Source organism: Streptomyces sp. NPDC006012 (assembly GCF_042871185.1).
Taxonomy (GTDB): Bacteria; Actinomycetota; Actinomycetes; order Streptomycetales; family Streptomycetaceae; genus Streptomyces.
On sequence record NZ_JBIAIE010000041.1, the window covers coordinates 36,546 to 52,306 of the forward strand.

General features: G+C 73.3%; 1 protein-coding gene. It reads right to left on the bottom strand.

Annotation, left to right across the window (positions count from 1 at the left end):
• Positions 1–30: 30 nt before the first annotated feature.
• Positions 31–15,753, bottom strand: a complete 15,723-nt coding sequence (locus ACFYPJ_RS37210) for an amino acid adenylation domain-containing protein (protein WP_389026252.1) — start codon at positions 15,751–15,753, stop codon at positions 31–33.
• Positions 15,754–15,761: the final 8 nt, after the last annotated feature.

Below are 15,761 nucleotides of genomic sequence, written 5' to 3' on the forward strand. Positions count from 1 at the left end.
CCTTGTGCTGCACGTGATGTCGCGCCGAGGTCAGATCCGCTCACCTCTGTCGGAGGCGAATCCCGCGCGCAGGCGGGCGCCCAGGACCTCGGAGTTCGGCGGCCTGAGGATCGTCATGTGGGTCCCCGGCAGGTCGAACGCCTCCAGGTCCGGGGCCCACCGTCGCCAGCCCGCCGCCATGGCGTCCTTGAGCCGCCGGTTGGCGTCGCCGTCGAACAGGGAGTCGTCGGCCAGGGCGAGCTGTACCCGGCCCGGGTAGGGCGCCCGCGGTGTGTACGGGGTGCGCACCGCGGCCGCGAACACCCGGAGCGGACCGTGCAGCACGTCCGGGGTGGTCCGGCTCGGCAGCAGCCCGAAGTGGACCAGCCGTTGGTGGATCAGGGCCAGTCGCACGGCCGGGTCGGTCCCGGGGGCGAGCTGTGCGGGGGTGATCCCGAGCGGCTGCTCCAGGCTCATCTCGAAGATCCTGACCCAGCGGGCCAGGACGTCGCTGTGCCCGTACTCCTTCGGCGGCTGTGCCCCGGCGTCCGGCGGCTCGCTGTCGAGCAGGGTCAGGGACGCCACCGTTCGTCCGGCGTCCCGCAGCCGGCCGGCCATCTCGAAGGCGATCCAGCCGCCGAACGAGTGGCCCAGCAGGTGCACCGGCCCGGACGGGTGGGTCCGTTCCAGCGCCGCGAGATTGGTGTCGACGGCGGCCCTGACGCTGGTGTGCGGGAGCAGCAGGCCGTCCAGTCCGCGGGCCTGGAGCCCGTGGACCGGTCGTTCGCGGCCGAGGGCGTCGCACAGGTCGGTGAAGGCGACGACGCTGGCACCGGCTCCGGCGACGGCGAACAGCGGGACGGCCCGTCCCGTGCGGTCCTGTTGCAGGGTCACCAGCGGAGTGAAACCGGTGCCCGGGAGCGACCGGTCGGCCACCGTCTCGCCGCCCACGTCCCGCAAGGCCGCCGCGAGTTCCTCGCCCACCGACTTCACGTGGGGGGCCTGGAACATCGTCCAGTGCGTGCCCGCGACCGGGATCACCCGGAGTTCCGCGGCCGGCAGGAGGGCGGCCCAGCCGCGGTCGGCGCCGGTCGTCCGGTCGTCGTCGGCGGTGAACAGGTGCACCGGGACGCCGTTGGCGCCGGCCAGGTGCTCGGCGAGCGCCGACTCGGTCCGTTGCAGGGTCTCGACCACGACCCGGGCGTCGGCCACGGTCAGCTCCGGCGGCAGCAGCAGGCGTTCCCTGGCCGTGCCCACGAGGGCCGCGAAGTCGGACGTCGCGACCAGTCCGGCGAGTTCCTCCGCGTCGGCGGCGGTCCCGTCGGTGTCGGCGGTACGCAGGATCTCCCGGCTCAGCCGTTCTTCCGCGGTGAGGTCCTCGACCACCGCGGCCGGCCGGACGCGGGTGTCGAACAGGGCGAGGAACTCGACGGTCTCGTCGTCCCCGAGCAGCTGGGTGGCCATCTCGTGGGCGAGCGTGCCGCCGAAGGAATACCCGGCCAGCCGGTACGGGCCGCTGGGCTGCACCCGGCGCATCAGCCGGATCAGCCGGGCCGCCATTCCCTGGACGGTCCGGGCTCCGGACGGGCCGCGGGGATCGGCCGGCAGTGCGTGGACGGACATCGTGTCGTCCAGGTAGGGCAGCAGCGCCCGGCTGTAGAGCAGTTGGCCGAAGCCGTCGTGGACCAGGAACAGCGGCCGGTCGCCGAGACCGGTCCGAAGCTCGATCGCACCGTCCCCGGCGGGCTGCTCACCGGGCCCGCCGTCGGCCGGTGCCCCGGTGTCCGCGTCGTCCGGGACGATCCGGGGACGCCGGAACATGAGGGTCTCCTCCGGGTCCGTCGCCGAAGCGGATCCGGACGCCAGGGCGGCGACGGTGGGACGGGCGAACAACTCGGCGATCGAGACGGTCAACCCGGCCCGCTCCGCCAGCGCCAGGGCGCGGACGGCCAGCAGCGAGTGGCCGCCCAGGTCGAAGAAGCTGTCGTGGCGGCCGACCCGCTCGACACCGAGGACCTCGGCCCAGATCCGGGCCAGGGTGGTCTCGGCCGGGCCCTGCGGCGCCTCGTATCCACGGGTGCCGAAGGCCTCGACGCCGGGGGCGGGCAGCGCGGCCCGGTCCAGTTTCCCGTTCACCGTCAGCGGCAGACCGTCCAGGCGTACGAAGGCGGCCGGGACCATGTGTTCCGGCAGCCGGGCGCCGAGGAAGGCCCGGATCTCCGCGGCCTCGGGTCCGGACGGCTGCCCGGCCTCGCCCACATCCGGTCCGGCGACGCAGTAGGCGACGAGACGCCGGTCCCCCGCGATGTCCTCCCTGGCCAGGACCACGGCCTCCCGGATGCCCGGGTGGTCCAGCAACCGGGCCTCGATCTCGCCGAGTTCGATCCGGAACCCGCGGATCTTCACCTGGAAGTCGTTACGGCCCAAGTACTCCAGCGAACCGTCGGGGCGGCGGCGGGCCAGGTCGCCGGTCCGGTAGAGCCGCTCGTCACCGGCCGCGAACGGGTCGGGGACGAACCGTTCGGCGGTCAGCTCGGGGCGGTGCAGGTAGCCCCGGGCCACGCCCGCGCCACCGACGAACATCTCGCCCGCGACCCCGACCGGGGCGGGACGGCCCTGCGGGTCGAGGACGTGCACGCGCAGGTCCGGGATCGGCACGCCGATCGGGCTGCCCACGGAGTCGGCATCCTCCTCACTCACCGGCCGGTACGTCACATGCACGGTCGTCTCCGTGATCCCGTACATGTTCACCAACCGCGTCCCTGCACCAGGGTTCTGCTCGAACCACGGCCGCAGCGAAGCAGGCTCCAACGCCTCACCACCAAAGACCACCAACCGCAGCCGGTGACCCGCCTCCGACACCGACTGCGCCCGCACCAACGGCGCAAACGCCGACGGCGTCTGACTGAGAACCGTCACACCCTCGGCACACACCAACGCATACAGATCCTCCGGCGAACGCACCACGTCAGCCGGCACAACCACCAACCGGCCCCCGTGCAGCAGCGCACCCCACAACTCCCACACCGAGAAGTCGAACGCATACGAATGCGCCAGAGTCCAGACGTCCTCCGGACCGAACCCGAACCACGCATCCGTCGCCGAGAACAACCGCGACACGTTCCGGTGCTCAACCATCACACCCTTCGGCACACCCGTCGAACCCGACGTATAGATCACATACGCCAGATGCTCCGGACGGACACCGACCCCCACCGGATCCGACTCAGCGAACGCCTCTTCTCCGGAGCCAAGTTCAGACAGGTCGACGACCAGCAGCCCGTCACCGGCGAGTGCCTCCATGACCGATCCCGCGGCGGCCCCCGCCGTCACAACGACCCGGGCCGCACTGTCGGACAGCATGTGAGCAAGCCGGTCCACCGGATACGCCGGGTCCAACGGCACATACGCGCCACCCGCCTTCAGCACACCCAGCAACGCCACCACGAGATCCAGCCCACGCTCGGCACACACACCGACCAGAACATCCGGACCGACACCGAGGGCCCGCAGCCGGTGGGCGACCCGGTTGGCACGGGCATTCAGCTCCGCATACGTCAGCGAACGACCCTCGTGCACCACCGCCACGACATCCGGCGCGGCCGCCACCCGGTCCTGGAACAGGGCGGTCAGGGTAGGGGCCGGGCCGGCGGGCGTGTGCGGGTTGAAGCCGTGGACGAGCAGGTCCCGTTCCCCGGGGCTCAGGACGTCGATGTCGGCGACGGGCCGCTGCGGATCCTCGTCCAGGGCCCGGACCAGGCCGGTCAAGGCCGTCTCGAACAGGGCGCACACCGCGTCCGGGTCGACCGGGGTGGCTGCGCTCCGGGCGATCTGGACGGTCAGGCCGAAGCCCTGCTCGCCGGCGTCGTCGACCGACATCACCAGCGGGTAGTTGGTCCGGTCCGTACCGCCGAGCAGCTCGACGTCCGCCAAGAGGTCCGTGTCCGGCTCCGCGACGGCGGCCGGGCTCTGGTGCCGGTAGTTGAGCAGGCTGGTGAACAGCGGGCTCGACACCGGTACGGCGCTGCACCGCTGGGCCAGGGCCAGTGACGCGTGCTCGTGGCGCAGAAGTTCCCGGAGCCGTTCGTGCATCTGCCGGACCCCCGAGGCGACCGGGGTCACACCGAGCGTGAACCGGACCGGCAGCGTGTTGACGAAGAGACCGACCCCGCGGCCGGCGCCGGCCGCGGCGCCCTCGGTCCGTCCGGACAGGACGGTGCCGAAGACGACGTCGTCCCGGCCGGTGGTGCGGGCCAGTACCTGGGCCCAGGCCAGGTGGAACAGGCCGGCGGTCGTGACGCCGTACCGCCGGGCCGTCCGCCGCACCTGGCGGGCGGTGCCGGGGTCGAGCCGACGCACGGCCTCGTCGATGTTCCCGCCGGTGCCGTGGATGTCGCTGAGCCCGAACGGGGCGGTCGGCTCCTCCACGTCGCCGAGCAGGCCGGTGAAGTACTCCTCGTGCTCGGCTTCGGAGACGCCGAGCCGGGCCTGGGCGACGACGTCCCGGTAGGGCACGGGGTCCTGGAGACCGGCCGCCTGTCCCGCGAGGACGGCCTGCACCTCCTCGCGGATGACGTCCAGCGTGCCGCGGTCGCCGGCGAAGTGGTGCAGCAGCACCAGGACGAGCCAGCGGCCGGAGGCCGGGTCCTGGGCGAGCATGATCCGCAGGGGCGGTGCCTGGCGCAGGTCCAGCCGGTAGTGGCGCGGGTCGAACCGGTCGCGCAGTTGGGCGGCCGCGTCCCGTTCCGGGTCGGCGGCGTCCAGGACCACTTCCTCCACGGGGAGTTCCACGTCGCGCAGGACCACCTGGACCGGGTCGGGCAGGCCGTCCCGGACAACGGCGGTGCGCAGGACGTCGTGCCGGTCCGTCACCACCCGCAGGGCCGCCGTGAACCGGTCCACCAGCGACCGGGACCCGAACGACATCAGGCTGGACAGAAGGTAGGCGTCGCCCTCACCGCCGAGCAGGTGATGGAAGAGGATCCCTTCCTGGAGCGGCGCGAGGGGGTAGATGTCCTGGACGTTCGGCGCGCCGCCGGGCACGGACCGGACCACGAGGTCGATCTGTTCGGGCGTGAGCGTGAGCAGCGGCAGCATGGCCGGGGTGATCTCGCCGGTGCCGGGCGGGATCAGGTTCGCGGGGACGGCGACGGTGCCGGGGCCGCCCCCGGCGGTGATCGCCGCGGCCAGGGCGGCCACGGTGGGCTGGGCGAACAGCGTCCGTACGTCGGTGGCCAGGCCGCGCTCGCGCATCTGCTCGACGAGCGAGACCGCGAGCAGCGAATGCCCGCCCAGCTCGAAGAAGTTGTCGTGCCGGCCGACCTGCTGTGTGCCCTCGGGCCCGGCCAGTGCGTCGGCCCACAGGTCGGCGAGCGCGGTCTCGGTGTCGCCCACCGGGGCCTCGAAGCGGCGGGTGACGTAGGCGTTGCCGTCCGGGGAGGGCAGGGCCCGCCGGTCCAGCTTGCCGTTGATGCTCAGCGGGAACTCGTCCAGGCGTACGAAGGCGGCCGGGACCATGTGTCCGGGGAGCGTGGCGGCCACGTGCTCGCGCAGTGTCTCGACGTCGTCCCCGGCCGGGGCGTCGGTGGCGTCGGCGACGTAGTAGGCGACCAGGCGCTTGTCGCCGGGGACGTCCTCCCGGGCCACCACGACGGTCTCCCGGACCAGGGGGTGTGCGAGCAGGCGGGCCTCGATCTCGCCCGGTTCGATCCGGAAGCCGCGGATCTTGACCTGGAAGTCGTCGCGGCCGAGGAACTCGATGGTGCCGTCGGGCTGCCAGCGGGCCCGGTCGCCGGAGCGGTACATACGGGGTTCGGGGCGGCCGGGGAGCGGGGGTGCGAACGGGTCGGGAACGAACCGTTCGGCGGTCAGTTCGGGTCGGTTCAGATAGCCGCGGGCCACTCCGGCGCCGCCGATGAACATCTCGCCGGGGACGCCGATCGGCGTCGGCCGGCCCTGCTCGTCGAGGATGTGGACCTGGGTGTTGTCCATCGGGCGGCCGATGTGGGTGACGAAGCCGTCCTCGCGGCGCATCAGCGTCCAGGTCGCGTTGACGGTCGTCTCGGTGGGGCCGTAGGTGTTGTAGACCTCCTCGATCTCCGTCTCGGCGAAGATCCGTTCGACCAGCTCGCGCGGGAGCGCCTCGCCGCCGAGGTCGACGGTGCGGACCATCGGCGGTACGGCGCGGGAGTCGACCAGCAGGGCCATCGCCGAGGGCACGGTGTTGATCAGGGAGGTGTCGACCTCCTCGCTGACCAGCGTGGTGGCGTCCTCCACGATCACGGCGCAGGCGCCGGTGGACAGGGTCGGGAACAGCTGGAACACGGACAGGTCGAAGCTGATCGACGTCGCGAACAGCATCCGGGACAGGGCCTGCTCGCTGTACGAGGACAGGGTCCAGCCGATCAGGTTGACCAGCCCGCGGTGCTCGATCATGACGCCCTTGGGCAACCCGGTGGAGCCCGACGTGTACATCACGTAGGCCAGGTGCCGGGAGGTGAGCCCGAGCGGCGCAGGGTCGGTGTCGGTGTCGGAGCCGGTGGTGGTGTCGAGGGGTTCGGCCAGGTCGATCACGGGCATCCCGGCGTCCGGGCCGAGTTCGCGCAGCCGGCCGCGGGCGGCCGGACCGTGGACGAGGACGGCGACGGGCTCGCTGTCGGTGAGCATGTGCCGCAGCCGGTCGGCCGGGTAGGCCGGGTCCAGGGGGACGTAGGCGCCGCCGGCCTTGAGCACGGCCATCATCGCGATCACCGTCTCCGGGCCGCGTCCGGCGCAGATCCCGACCCGGCGGTCCGGGCGGACGCCGAGGGAGCGCAGGCGGTGCGCGACCCGGTTGGCACGGACGTTCAGTTCGGCGTAGCTGAGCGTGGTGTCCCCGTGGACCACCGCGACCGCGTCCGGGGTGGCCCGTACCTGTGCCTCGAACAGTTCGTGGGCCAGCGCGTCCTCGTCGAAGGGCACGGCGGTGGCGTTGAACTCGTGCAGCAGGGTGGATCGTTCGGCGTCGGGCAGGACGTCGATGCGGCGCACCGGCCGGGAGGGTTCGTCGGCCAGGGCGGTCACGAGTTCCTGGACGGCGGTGCGCAGCAGTGCGGCGATCCGGTCCGGGGCGACGGTGTCGTCGACCTGGACGGTCAGGGCGAACCCGTCGCTCAGGTCGTCGACGGACACGGTCAGCGGGTAGTTGTTGCGGTCCTCGACATCGATGAAGTCGAACCCGGACAGCGGGGTGGCGTCGAGGCCGGCGACCGGGGCCGGGACGGCGTCGCGCTGCCGCCGGTAGTTGAACAGGCTGGTGAACAGCGGGGTGGGGGCCGGGACGGCGCTGCACCGCTGGGCCAGCGCGAGCGGTGCGTGCTCGTGCCGCATGAGGTCGATCAGGAGCTGGTGCATCTCCCGGACCCCGAGGTCGACCGGGCGCTCGTCGACGGTGATCCGGACCGGCAGCGTGTTCATGAAGGTACGCACCCCGTGGTCGGCGCCGGTCTCGTCGACCATCCGGCCGGACAGCACGGTGCCGAAGACGACGTCGGCGCGGCCGGTGACCTGGGCCAGCACCTGTCCCCAGGCCTGGTGGAACAGGCTCGGGGTGGAGACGCCGAGGCGGCGGGCCTGGTCCCGGACGGCCTGGGAGAGGCCGGCGCCCAGCGTGATGCGGGACTCGCTGATGCCGGTGCCGTTGCCGTAGACGTCCGTCAGTCCGAACGGAGTGGTGGGTTCCTCCACCCCGGACAGCAGGTGCCGGAAGAACCGCTCGTGGTCCTCGGCGGAGACCCCGAGGACGGTCTGGGCGACGACGTCCCGGTAGGGCAGCGTACTGGGCAGGGAGTCCGGCCGGCCGGCGAGGATCACCGCGACCTCGTCCCGGATCAGGTTCAGGACGGTGCCGTCGCCGGTGACCAGGTGCAGCAGGGCGAGGATCAGCCAGCGTCCGGCGTCCGGATCGTAGGCGGTGAACAGCCGGGCCAGCGGGGCCCGGCCGAGGTCGAGCCGGTAGTGGCGGGCGTCGACGCGGGCCCGCAGCTGGTCGGCGGCGTCCAGGTCCGACGTGGGGTCGAGGTCGACCTCCTCGACCACCAGCGGCGCGTGCCGCCACACGACCTGCACCGGCTGCGGCAGTCCTTCCCAGACCACCGCGGTGCGCAGGGTGTCGTGCCGGTCGATCACGGTCTGCATGGCGTCGACGACCCGGCTCCGCAGGTCCGCGGAGTCGACGGCGATGAGGTGGGAGACCAGGAACGCGTCGCCGTCGGTGGCCAGCAGGTGGTGGAAGAGGATCGCTTCCTGGAGCGGCGCGAGCGGGTACACGTCCTGGACGTTGCCCACCCCGCCGGGGACGCCGGCCACGACGTGGTCGATCTGCTCCTGCGTCAGGGACACCAGCGGCAGCAGGTCCGGGGTGATCTCGATGGTGTCGGGGCCGATCGGGTTGGGCGGGACGACGACCGCGCCGGAGCCGGTGCCGGCCTCGATCGCGGCGGCCAGGACCGCCACCGTGGAGCTGGCGAAGACGGTGCGGACGTCGGCGTTCAGGCCGCGCTCCCGCAGCCGCTCGACCACGGTGACGGCGAGCAGGGAGTGCCCGCCGAGTTCGAAGAAGTTGTCCTGGCGGCCGACCCGGTCCACGCCCAGGACCTGGGACCAGACGTCGGCCACGTGCGTCTCGAACGCTCCGCGGGGGGCCTGGAAGTCGCGGGAGCCGTAGGCGTCGCCGTCGGGGGCGGGCAGGGCGGCGCGGTCCAGTTTCCCGTTCGCGGTCAGCGGCATCCGCTCCAGCCGGACGAACGCCGAGGGCACCATGTGGTCGGGCAGCGTACGGCGCAGATGGGTGCGCAGGTCGTCGGCGCCGGGTCCGTCGGCGCCGTCCTCGGCGCTTTCGGCGTCCCGGGGGACGACGTAGGCGACGAGGCGCTGGTCGCCGGGCCGGTCCTCGCGGACCAGCACGACCGCTTCCCGCACCCGCGGGTGCTCGCCGAGGCGGACCTCGATCTCGCCGGGCTCGACCCGGAATCCGCGGATCTTGACCTGGAAGTCGTTGCGGCCGAGGAACTCGACCGTGCCGTCGGGCAGCCACCGGCCGAGGTCACCGGTCCGGTAGAGGCGGCCGCCGGAACCGGGGCGGAAGGAGTCGGGTACGAACCGCTCCGCGGTCAGCTCGGGCCGGCCGAGGTAGCCCCGGGCCACACCGGTCCCGCCTACGTACAGTTCCCCGGCCACGCCGACCGGGGCCGGCCGGCCGAGCCGGTCCAGGACGTACACCTGGGTGTTGCCGATGGGAGTGCCGATCGGGATGCTCCGGGCGCCCTCGGGCACATGGGTGATCTCGTGGGTGAGCGCGAACGTCGTCGTCTCGGTCGGGCCGTAGCCGTTCAGCAGGTGCCGGGGCGGGGCCATCCGCAGGACCCGGCCGACGGGGGCCGGGTCGAGGGCGTCGCCGCCGACGATCAGGTAGCGCAGGTCGGCGAAGGCGGGGGCCAGTTCGTCGGCGTAGCGGTTGAACAGGCCGACGGTCAGCCACAGCACGGTGACCGACTCGCGGCGCAGGAGCGCGCTCAGGCGCTCCGGGTCGAGCAGGTCGTCGTGGTCGACGACGACGATCCGCCCGCCGTTCAGCAGCGGGGCCCAGAGTTCCATCGTGGCGGCGTCGAAGGCCGGGTTCGCGGCCAGGGCCACGCGGTCGCCGGCGCCGAAGTCGGCGTATCCGCTGTTGACCACCAGCCGGACGATCGAACGGTGCTCGACCAGCACGCCCTTGGGGACGCCGGTGGAGCCCGAGGTGTAGATGACGTAGGCGAGCCGGTCGCCGGGGGTGGCGGTCCGGACCGGGTCGCCGGTGGGCAGTCCGGCGAAGTCGCCGCGGCCGAGGAGCAGGTCGCCCAGCTCGATCACGGGCACCGGGCGAGCCGCGTCGGCGGCCGGAGCGGCCAGCCGGGCTGCGGTGTCCGGGCCGTCGGCGAGCACGGCGACCGGGGCGGCGTCGGTGAGCATGTACCGCAGGCGGTCGGCCGGGTAGGCGGGGTCCAGCGGCAGATAGGCGGCGCCCGCCTTGAGGACGCCGAGCAGCGCGGCGACCAGGTCCGGGCCACGTACGGCGCAGACGCCGACCAGGGCGTCGGGCCGCACGCCCAGGCCGAGCAGGTGGTGGGCGACCCGGTTGGCCCGCGTGTTCAGCTGCGCGTACGACCAGAACCGGTCACCGTGGACCAGCGCCACCCGGTCCGGGGTGTCCGCCGCCTGGGCCTCGAACCGCTCGTGCACGGAGGCGGGGCGGCCGGTGGGCGCGTCGGTGCGGTTGAGTTCCTCGACGAGCCGGGTCCGCTCGGCGGCGGGCAGGACGTCGAGGTCGCGGGCCGGGGTGTCCGGGGCCTGGGCGAGGGCGTCGGCAAGCCGCTCCAGCGCGGTGCGCAGCATCGCCGCGACCCGGTCGGGGTCGGCGCCCGGGTCGCTCCCGGCGATCTGCACGGTGAGCGTGAAGTCCTCTCCCAGGTCGTCCACGGACACGGTGAGCGGGTAGGTGGTCCGCTCGGCGCTGCCCAGCAGTTCGACGCCGTCCAGCGGTCCGTCGGGGGAGGCGGAGTCGTCGGGGGACCCGTACGGCGAACCGTCCGACGCGGGGGCGACGACGGTGTCCGGGGCGGGGGACGGGGCGCTGTGGCGGTAGTTCAGCAGCGTGGTGAACAGCGGCTCGGACGGCGGGACGGCGCTGGCGCGCTGGGCCAGGGCGAGCGAGGCGTGCTCGTGGGCCAGCAGGTCGATCAGCAGCCGGTGCACCCGCTGGAGCGCGGTGGCGATCCCGGTCCCGTCGACCTCGACCTTCGCGGGCAGCGTGTTGATGAAGAGGCCGAGGCCCCGTTCGGCTCCGGCGCCGCCGTGGGTCCGGCCCACCAGGACGGTACCGAACACGACGTCGTCCTGGCCGGTGAGCCGGGCCAGGACCTGCGCCCAGGCCAGGTGGAAGACACCGGCGGTGCTCACGCCGAGCCGGCGGGCGGACGCGCGCAGGGCGCGGGCCGTCTCCGGGTCGAGGCGCACGAGGGCCTCGCGGACGTCGTCGGTGCCGTGGACGTCGAGCAGCCCGAACGGGGCGGTGGGCCGGTCGATCCCGCCCAGCAGGCCGGCGAAGAACTCCTCGTGGTCGGCGGTGGAGGCCCCGAGCAGGGCCTTGGCCACCACGTCCCGGTAGGGCACCGGGAGCGGCAGGTCGCCGCCGCGTCCGGCCAGGAACGCGCCGACCTCCTCGTGCAGCACGGCCAGCCCGCCGTGGTCACCGGCGAGGTGGTGCAGCAGGACCAGCGCCAGCCAGCGCTTCGCGGCCGGATCGAAGGCCACGCAGACCCGCAGCAGGGGGGCGCGGGTGAGATCGAGGCGGAACCGGCGCGGATCGAACCGCGCCCGCAGCTCGACCGCGGCCTCGGCCGCCGGGACGCCGCTCAGGTCGACCTCCTCGACGGGGAGGCCCGCCTGCCGGTGCACCACCTGGACGGGTGCGGTCAGACCTTCCCAGTGCATGGAGGTCCGCAGGACGTCGTGCCGGTCCACGACCGACCCGAGTGCCGTGATGAAGGCGTCGAGTTGGTCCCGGGTCGGGAAGGACAGCAGTTCCGAGAGCAGGTACGCGTCGCCGCCGCCGGTCGTGCCGTCGTCGCCGAGCAGGTGGTGGAAGAGCATTCCCTCCTGAAGCGGTGTCAGGGGGTACAGGTCCTGGACGTTCGCGGCGCCGCCAGGAACGGTGGCCACGATCCGGTCGACCTGCTCCGCCGACAGCGTCAGCAGGGACAGCATCGACGGCGTGATCGCGCTCGCCCCGGCGGGGATGCCGTTGGCCGGGACCACGACGTCCTCCTGGCCGGTGCCGGTGTGCGGGACGGCGGTCAGCCGGGCGACGGTGGGGTGGGTGAGCAGGGACCGGACGTCGGTGTGCACGCCCTGCTCGCGCAGCCGTTCCACCAGCGACACCGCCAGCAGCGAGTGTCCGCCGAGCGCGAAGAAGTCGTCGTGCCGCCCGACCCGGTCCACGTTGAGGGCCTGGGCCCAGACCCGGGCCACGACCGTCTCCAGGCCCGGGGCCGGGGGTTCGTAGCCGGTGACCCGGACGGCGTCGCCGCCGGGGGCGGGCAGGGCCGCGCGGTCCAGTTTCCCGTTCGCCGTCAGCGGCAGCACCGGCATCGGCACGAACGCGGCCGGCACCATGTACGGGGGCAGTGCGGCGCCCAGACGGCCGCGCAGCGCCGCCACGGAGACGTCCTCGTCGTCGGTGGCCGGGACGTAGTAGGCGACGAGGCGCCGGTCGCCCGGGACGTCCTCGCGGGCCAGGACCACGACCTCATCGATCTCCGGCTGTTCGGCGAGCCGGGCCTCGATCTCGCCCAGCTCGATCCGGAAGCCGCGGATCTTGACCTGGAAGTCGTCGCGGCCCAGGTACTCAAGGCTTCCGTCGGGCCGCCACCGGCCGAGGTCGCCGGTGCGGTAGAGCCGGTCGTCCCCGCCGGTGAAGGGGTCGGGGACGAACCGCTCGGCGGTGAGCCCGGGCCGGTTCAGATAGCCGCGGGCGACCTGGACGCCACCGATGAACAGTTCCCCGGGCACGCCGACGGGGGCGGGCCGTCCGGCGGGGTCCAGAACGTACATCCGGGTGTTGGCCACCGGACGTCCGATCGGGACCGGGCCCGTGACGTCGCCGGGCGGACAGGGCCAGGCGGTGACATCGACGGCGGCCTCGGTCGGGCCGTACAGGTTGTGCAGTTCGGTGCCGGGCAGGATCCGGTGGAACCGCCGGACCAGGGCCGCGGGCAGGGTCTCGCCGCTGGCCAGGACCCGGGTCGGGGCGATCGCGGCGGCCTCGTCCGCGGGGTCGAGGCGTTCCACGTGGTCCAGGAAGACCTGCAGCATGGAGGGCACGAAGTGCAAGGTGGTGACCCGCTCACGCCGGACGACCTCGGCCAGGTAGGCGGGTTCCTGGTGGCCACCGGGGCGGGCCGTCACCAGCCGGGCCCCGACGGCGAGCGGCCAGAAGAACTCCCAGACCGAGACGTCGAAGCCGAACGGCGTCTTCTGCAGGACGACGTCGTCGCTGCCGAGTCGGTACTCGTGCTGGGCCCACAGCAGCCGGTTGACGACCGACCGGTGCTCGACCATCACCCCCTTGGGGATGCCGGTGGAACCGGAGGTGTAGATCACGTAGGCCAGGTCCGTCGCGGTCGCGCGGCCGGGGCCGGAGTCACCGCGGACGGGCACGGGCGGAGCGGTCTCGGTGGCCGTGGCGGCCTCTGATGCGGCGTCGGCGTCCGTGTCCGCGTCGGCCCTCAGTTCGATCACCGGCGTGCCGGTGCCGTCCTCGTCGTCGACCAGTGTGCCGATCAGGGTGCGGGGGGCTCCCCGGGTGGTCAGGACGGCGACCGGGGCGGCGTCGGTCAGCATGTGCCGCAACCGGTCCGCGGGCAGGCCCGGGTCCAACGGCAGGTAGCCGGCGCCGGACTTCAGCACGGCCAGCAGCCCGGCGACCAGGCCGGCGCCGCGTTCGGCGCAGACGCCGACCAGCGTGCCGGGCCGGGCGCCGCTCGCCCGCAGACGCAGGGCGATCCGCTCGGCCCATGCGTCGAGGTCCGCGTATGACCAGGACCCGGCCTCGTCGCTGACCGCGACCGCGTCCGGCGTCCGGGCGGCCTGGTCCTCGAAGAGTCCGTGCACGGTCGTCCCGGGCCGCAGACCGCGGGGGGTGAGCAGATCGAGGTCGGTGGCGTTGAACTCGTCCACCACCCGGGCCCGTTCGGCGGCCGGGAGCACGTCGAGGTCTCCGGCCGGACGGTCCGGGGTCCGCGCCAGCGCGACCGCCAACTGCTCCAGGGCCGTGGTCAGCAGGGCGCACACCCGGACCGGGTCGATCGAGTCGTCCACCTGGGCCCGGAACCGGAACCCGATGCCGTCGTCGTCGACCGACAGGGTGACCGGGAAGGTCGCGCCGCCCTCGGCGGCACCGTCGACGAATTCGATCTCCGTCTCGGTCCCGGGGGCCTCCGTGTCGATCCCGGAGCGCTCCGCCTCGGTCCCGGAGTGCGGCCGGGTTCCGGCCGACTGTACGGGTGCGGTGGCCGGTCGCAGGCTGTGCCGGTAGTTGAGCAGGCTGGTGAACAACGGTGCCGGAGCCACGACCGCGCTGCACCGCGACGCGAGCGACAGCGGGGCGTGCTCGTGCCGCAGCAGTCCGGCCAGGGTGTCGTGGGTGTGCCGGGCGCTTGTCTCCACGGTCCGACCGTCGAAGGTGATCCGTATCGGCAGGGTGTTGATGAACAGGCCTATCCCGCGCTCGGCGCCGGCCGTGCCCTGGGCCCGTCCGGACAGCACCGTGCCGAACACGACGTCGTCGCGGCCGGTGACCCGGGCCAGGACCTGGGCCCAGGCCAGGTGGAACAGCCCGGCCGTGCCGATGCCCAGCCGACGGGCCTGCTGCCGCAGACGCAGCGCCACGTCGGGGTCGAGGGCCGCGGCGGCGTCCCGCAGCCCCGATCCGTCGCTGTGCTCCTCCAGCACTCCGAAGGGCGCGGTCGGCTCGTCGACGTCCCCGAGCAGCGCGGTGAAGAACTCCTCGTGCTCGGTCTCGGACACGCCCAGCCGGGCCTGGGCCACCACGTCCCGGTAGGCGACCGGTACGGGCAGTTGGTCGGCCCGACCGCTCAGGTGGGCCTCGACCTCCTGCCGCAGGACGTCCAGGGTGCTGTGGTCACCGGCCAGGTGATGCAGCATCACCAGGGCCAGCCAGCGCTGCCGGTCCGCGTCGAAGGTGACTGCGACCCGCAGGAACGGGGCCCGGCTCAGGTCCAGCCGGTAGTGCCGGGGATCGAACCGGTCCCGCAGCCGCGCGGCCGTGTCCGGTCCGGCGTGCTGCTCCTCCAGGGTCTTAGGATCCAGGTGCTCGACGGGGAGTTCTGCCCGGCGCCAGACCACCTGCACGGGAGCCGGCAGACCAGTTCGCAGGATCGAGGTCCGCAGGATGTCGTGGCGGTCCACGACCTGCTGGAGGGCGGTCAGGAACGCGGTCAGCGTCTGCTCGGAGCGGAAGGACGCCAGGCTGGAGAGCAGATAGGCGTCGCCCTCGCCCCCGAGCAGATGGTGGAAGTACATGCCTTCCTGGAGCGGCGCCAGCGGGTAGATGTCCTGGACGTTCGCCGCACCACCGGGGACGGCGGCACAGACCTGGTCGATCTGCTCCTGCGACAACGTCACCAGCGGCAGCAGGTCGGGCGTGATCGTGCTCGCCCCGGCCGGGATCAGCGACGGCGGCACGGTCACGGCCACGGCCTCGGTGCCGCCCTCGACGGCGCGGGCCAGGCCCTGCACCGTGGGGTTCACGAAGAGGGTCCGTACGTCGGTGGCGGTGCCGCGCTCGCGCAGCCGCTCCACCAGCGTCACGGCCAGCAGGGAGTGCCCGCCCAGCTCGAAGAAGTTGTCGTGCCGGCCCACCCGGTCCACGCCCAGCACCTGCGACCAGACCCCGGCCAGCAGGGTCTCCAGCGGCCCGGACGGTTCCTCGTACCGGTGGGACGCGTACACGGCCGCGTCAGGGCCGGGCAGACCCCTCCGGTCCAGCTTGCCATTGACGGTCAGCGGGAACTCCGCCAGCGCGACGAAGGCCGCCGGGACCATGTAGTCGGGCAGAGTCCGGGCCAGATGAACCCGCAGCCCCTCAACGGACACATCCGGTCCGGCCACATCCGGTCCGGCCACGTAATAGGCCACCAGCCGCTGATCCCCCGGCACATCCTCCCGAGCGACGACCACAGCCTCCC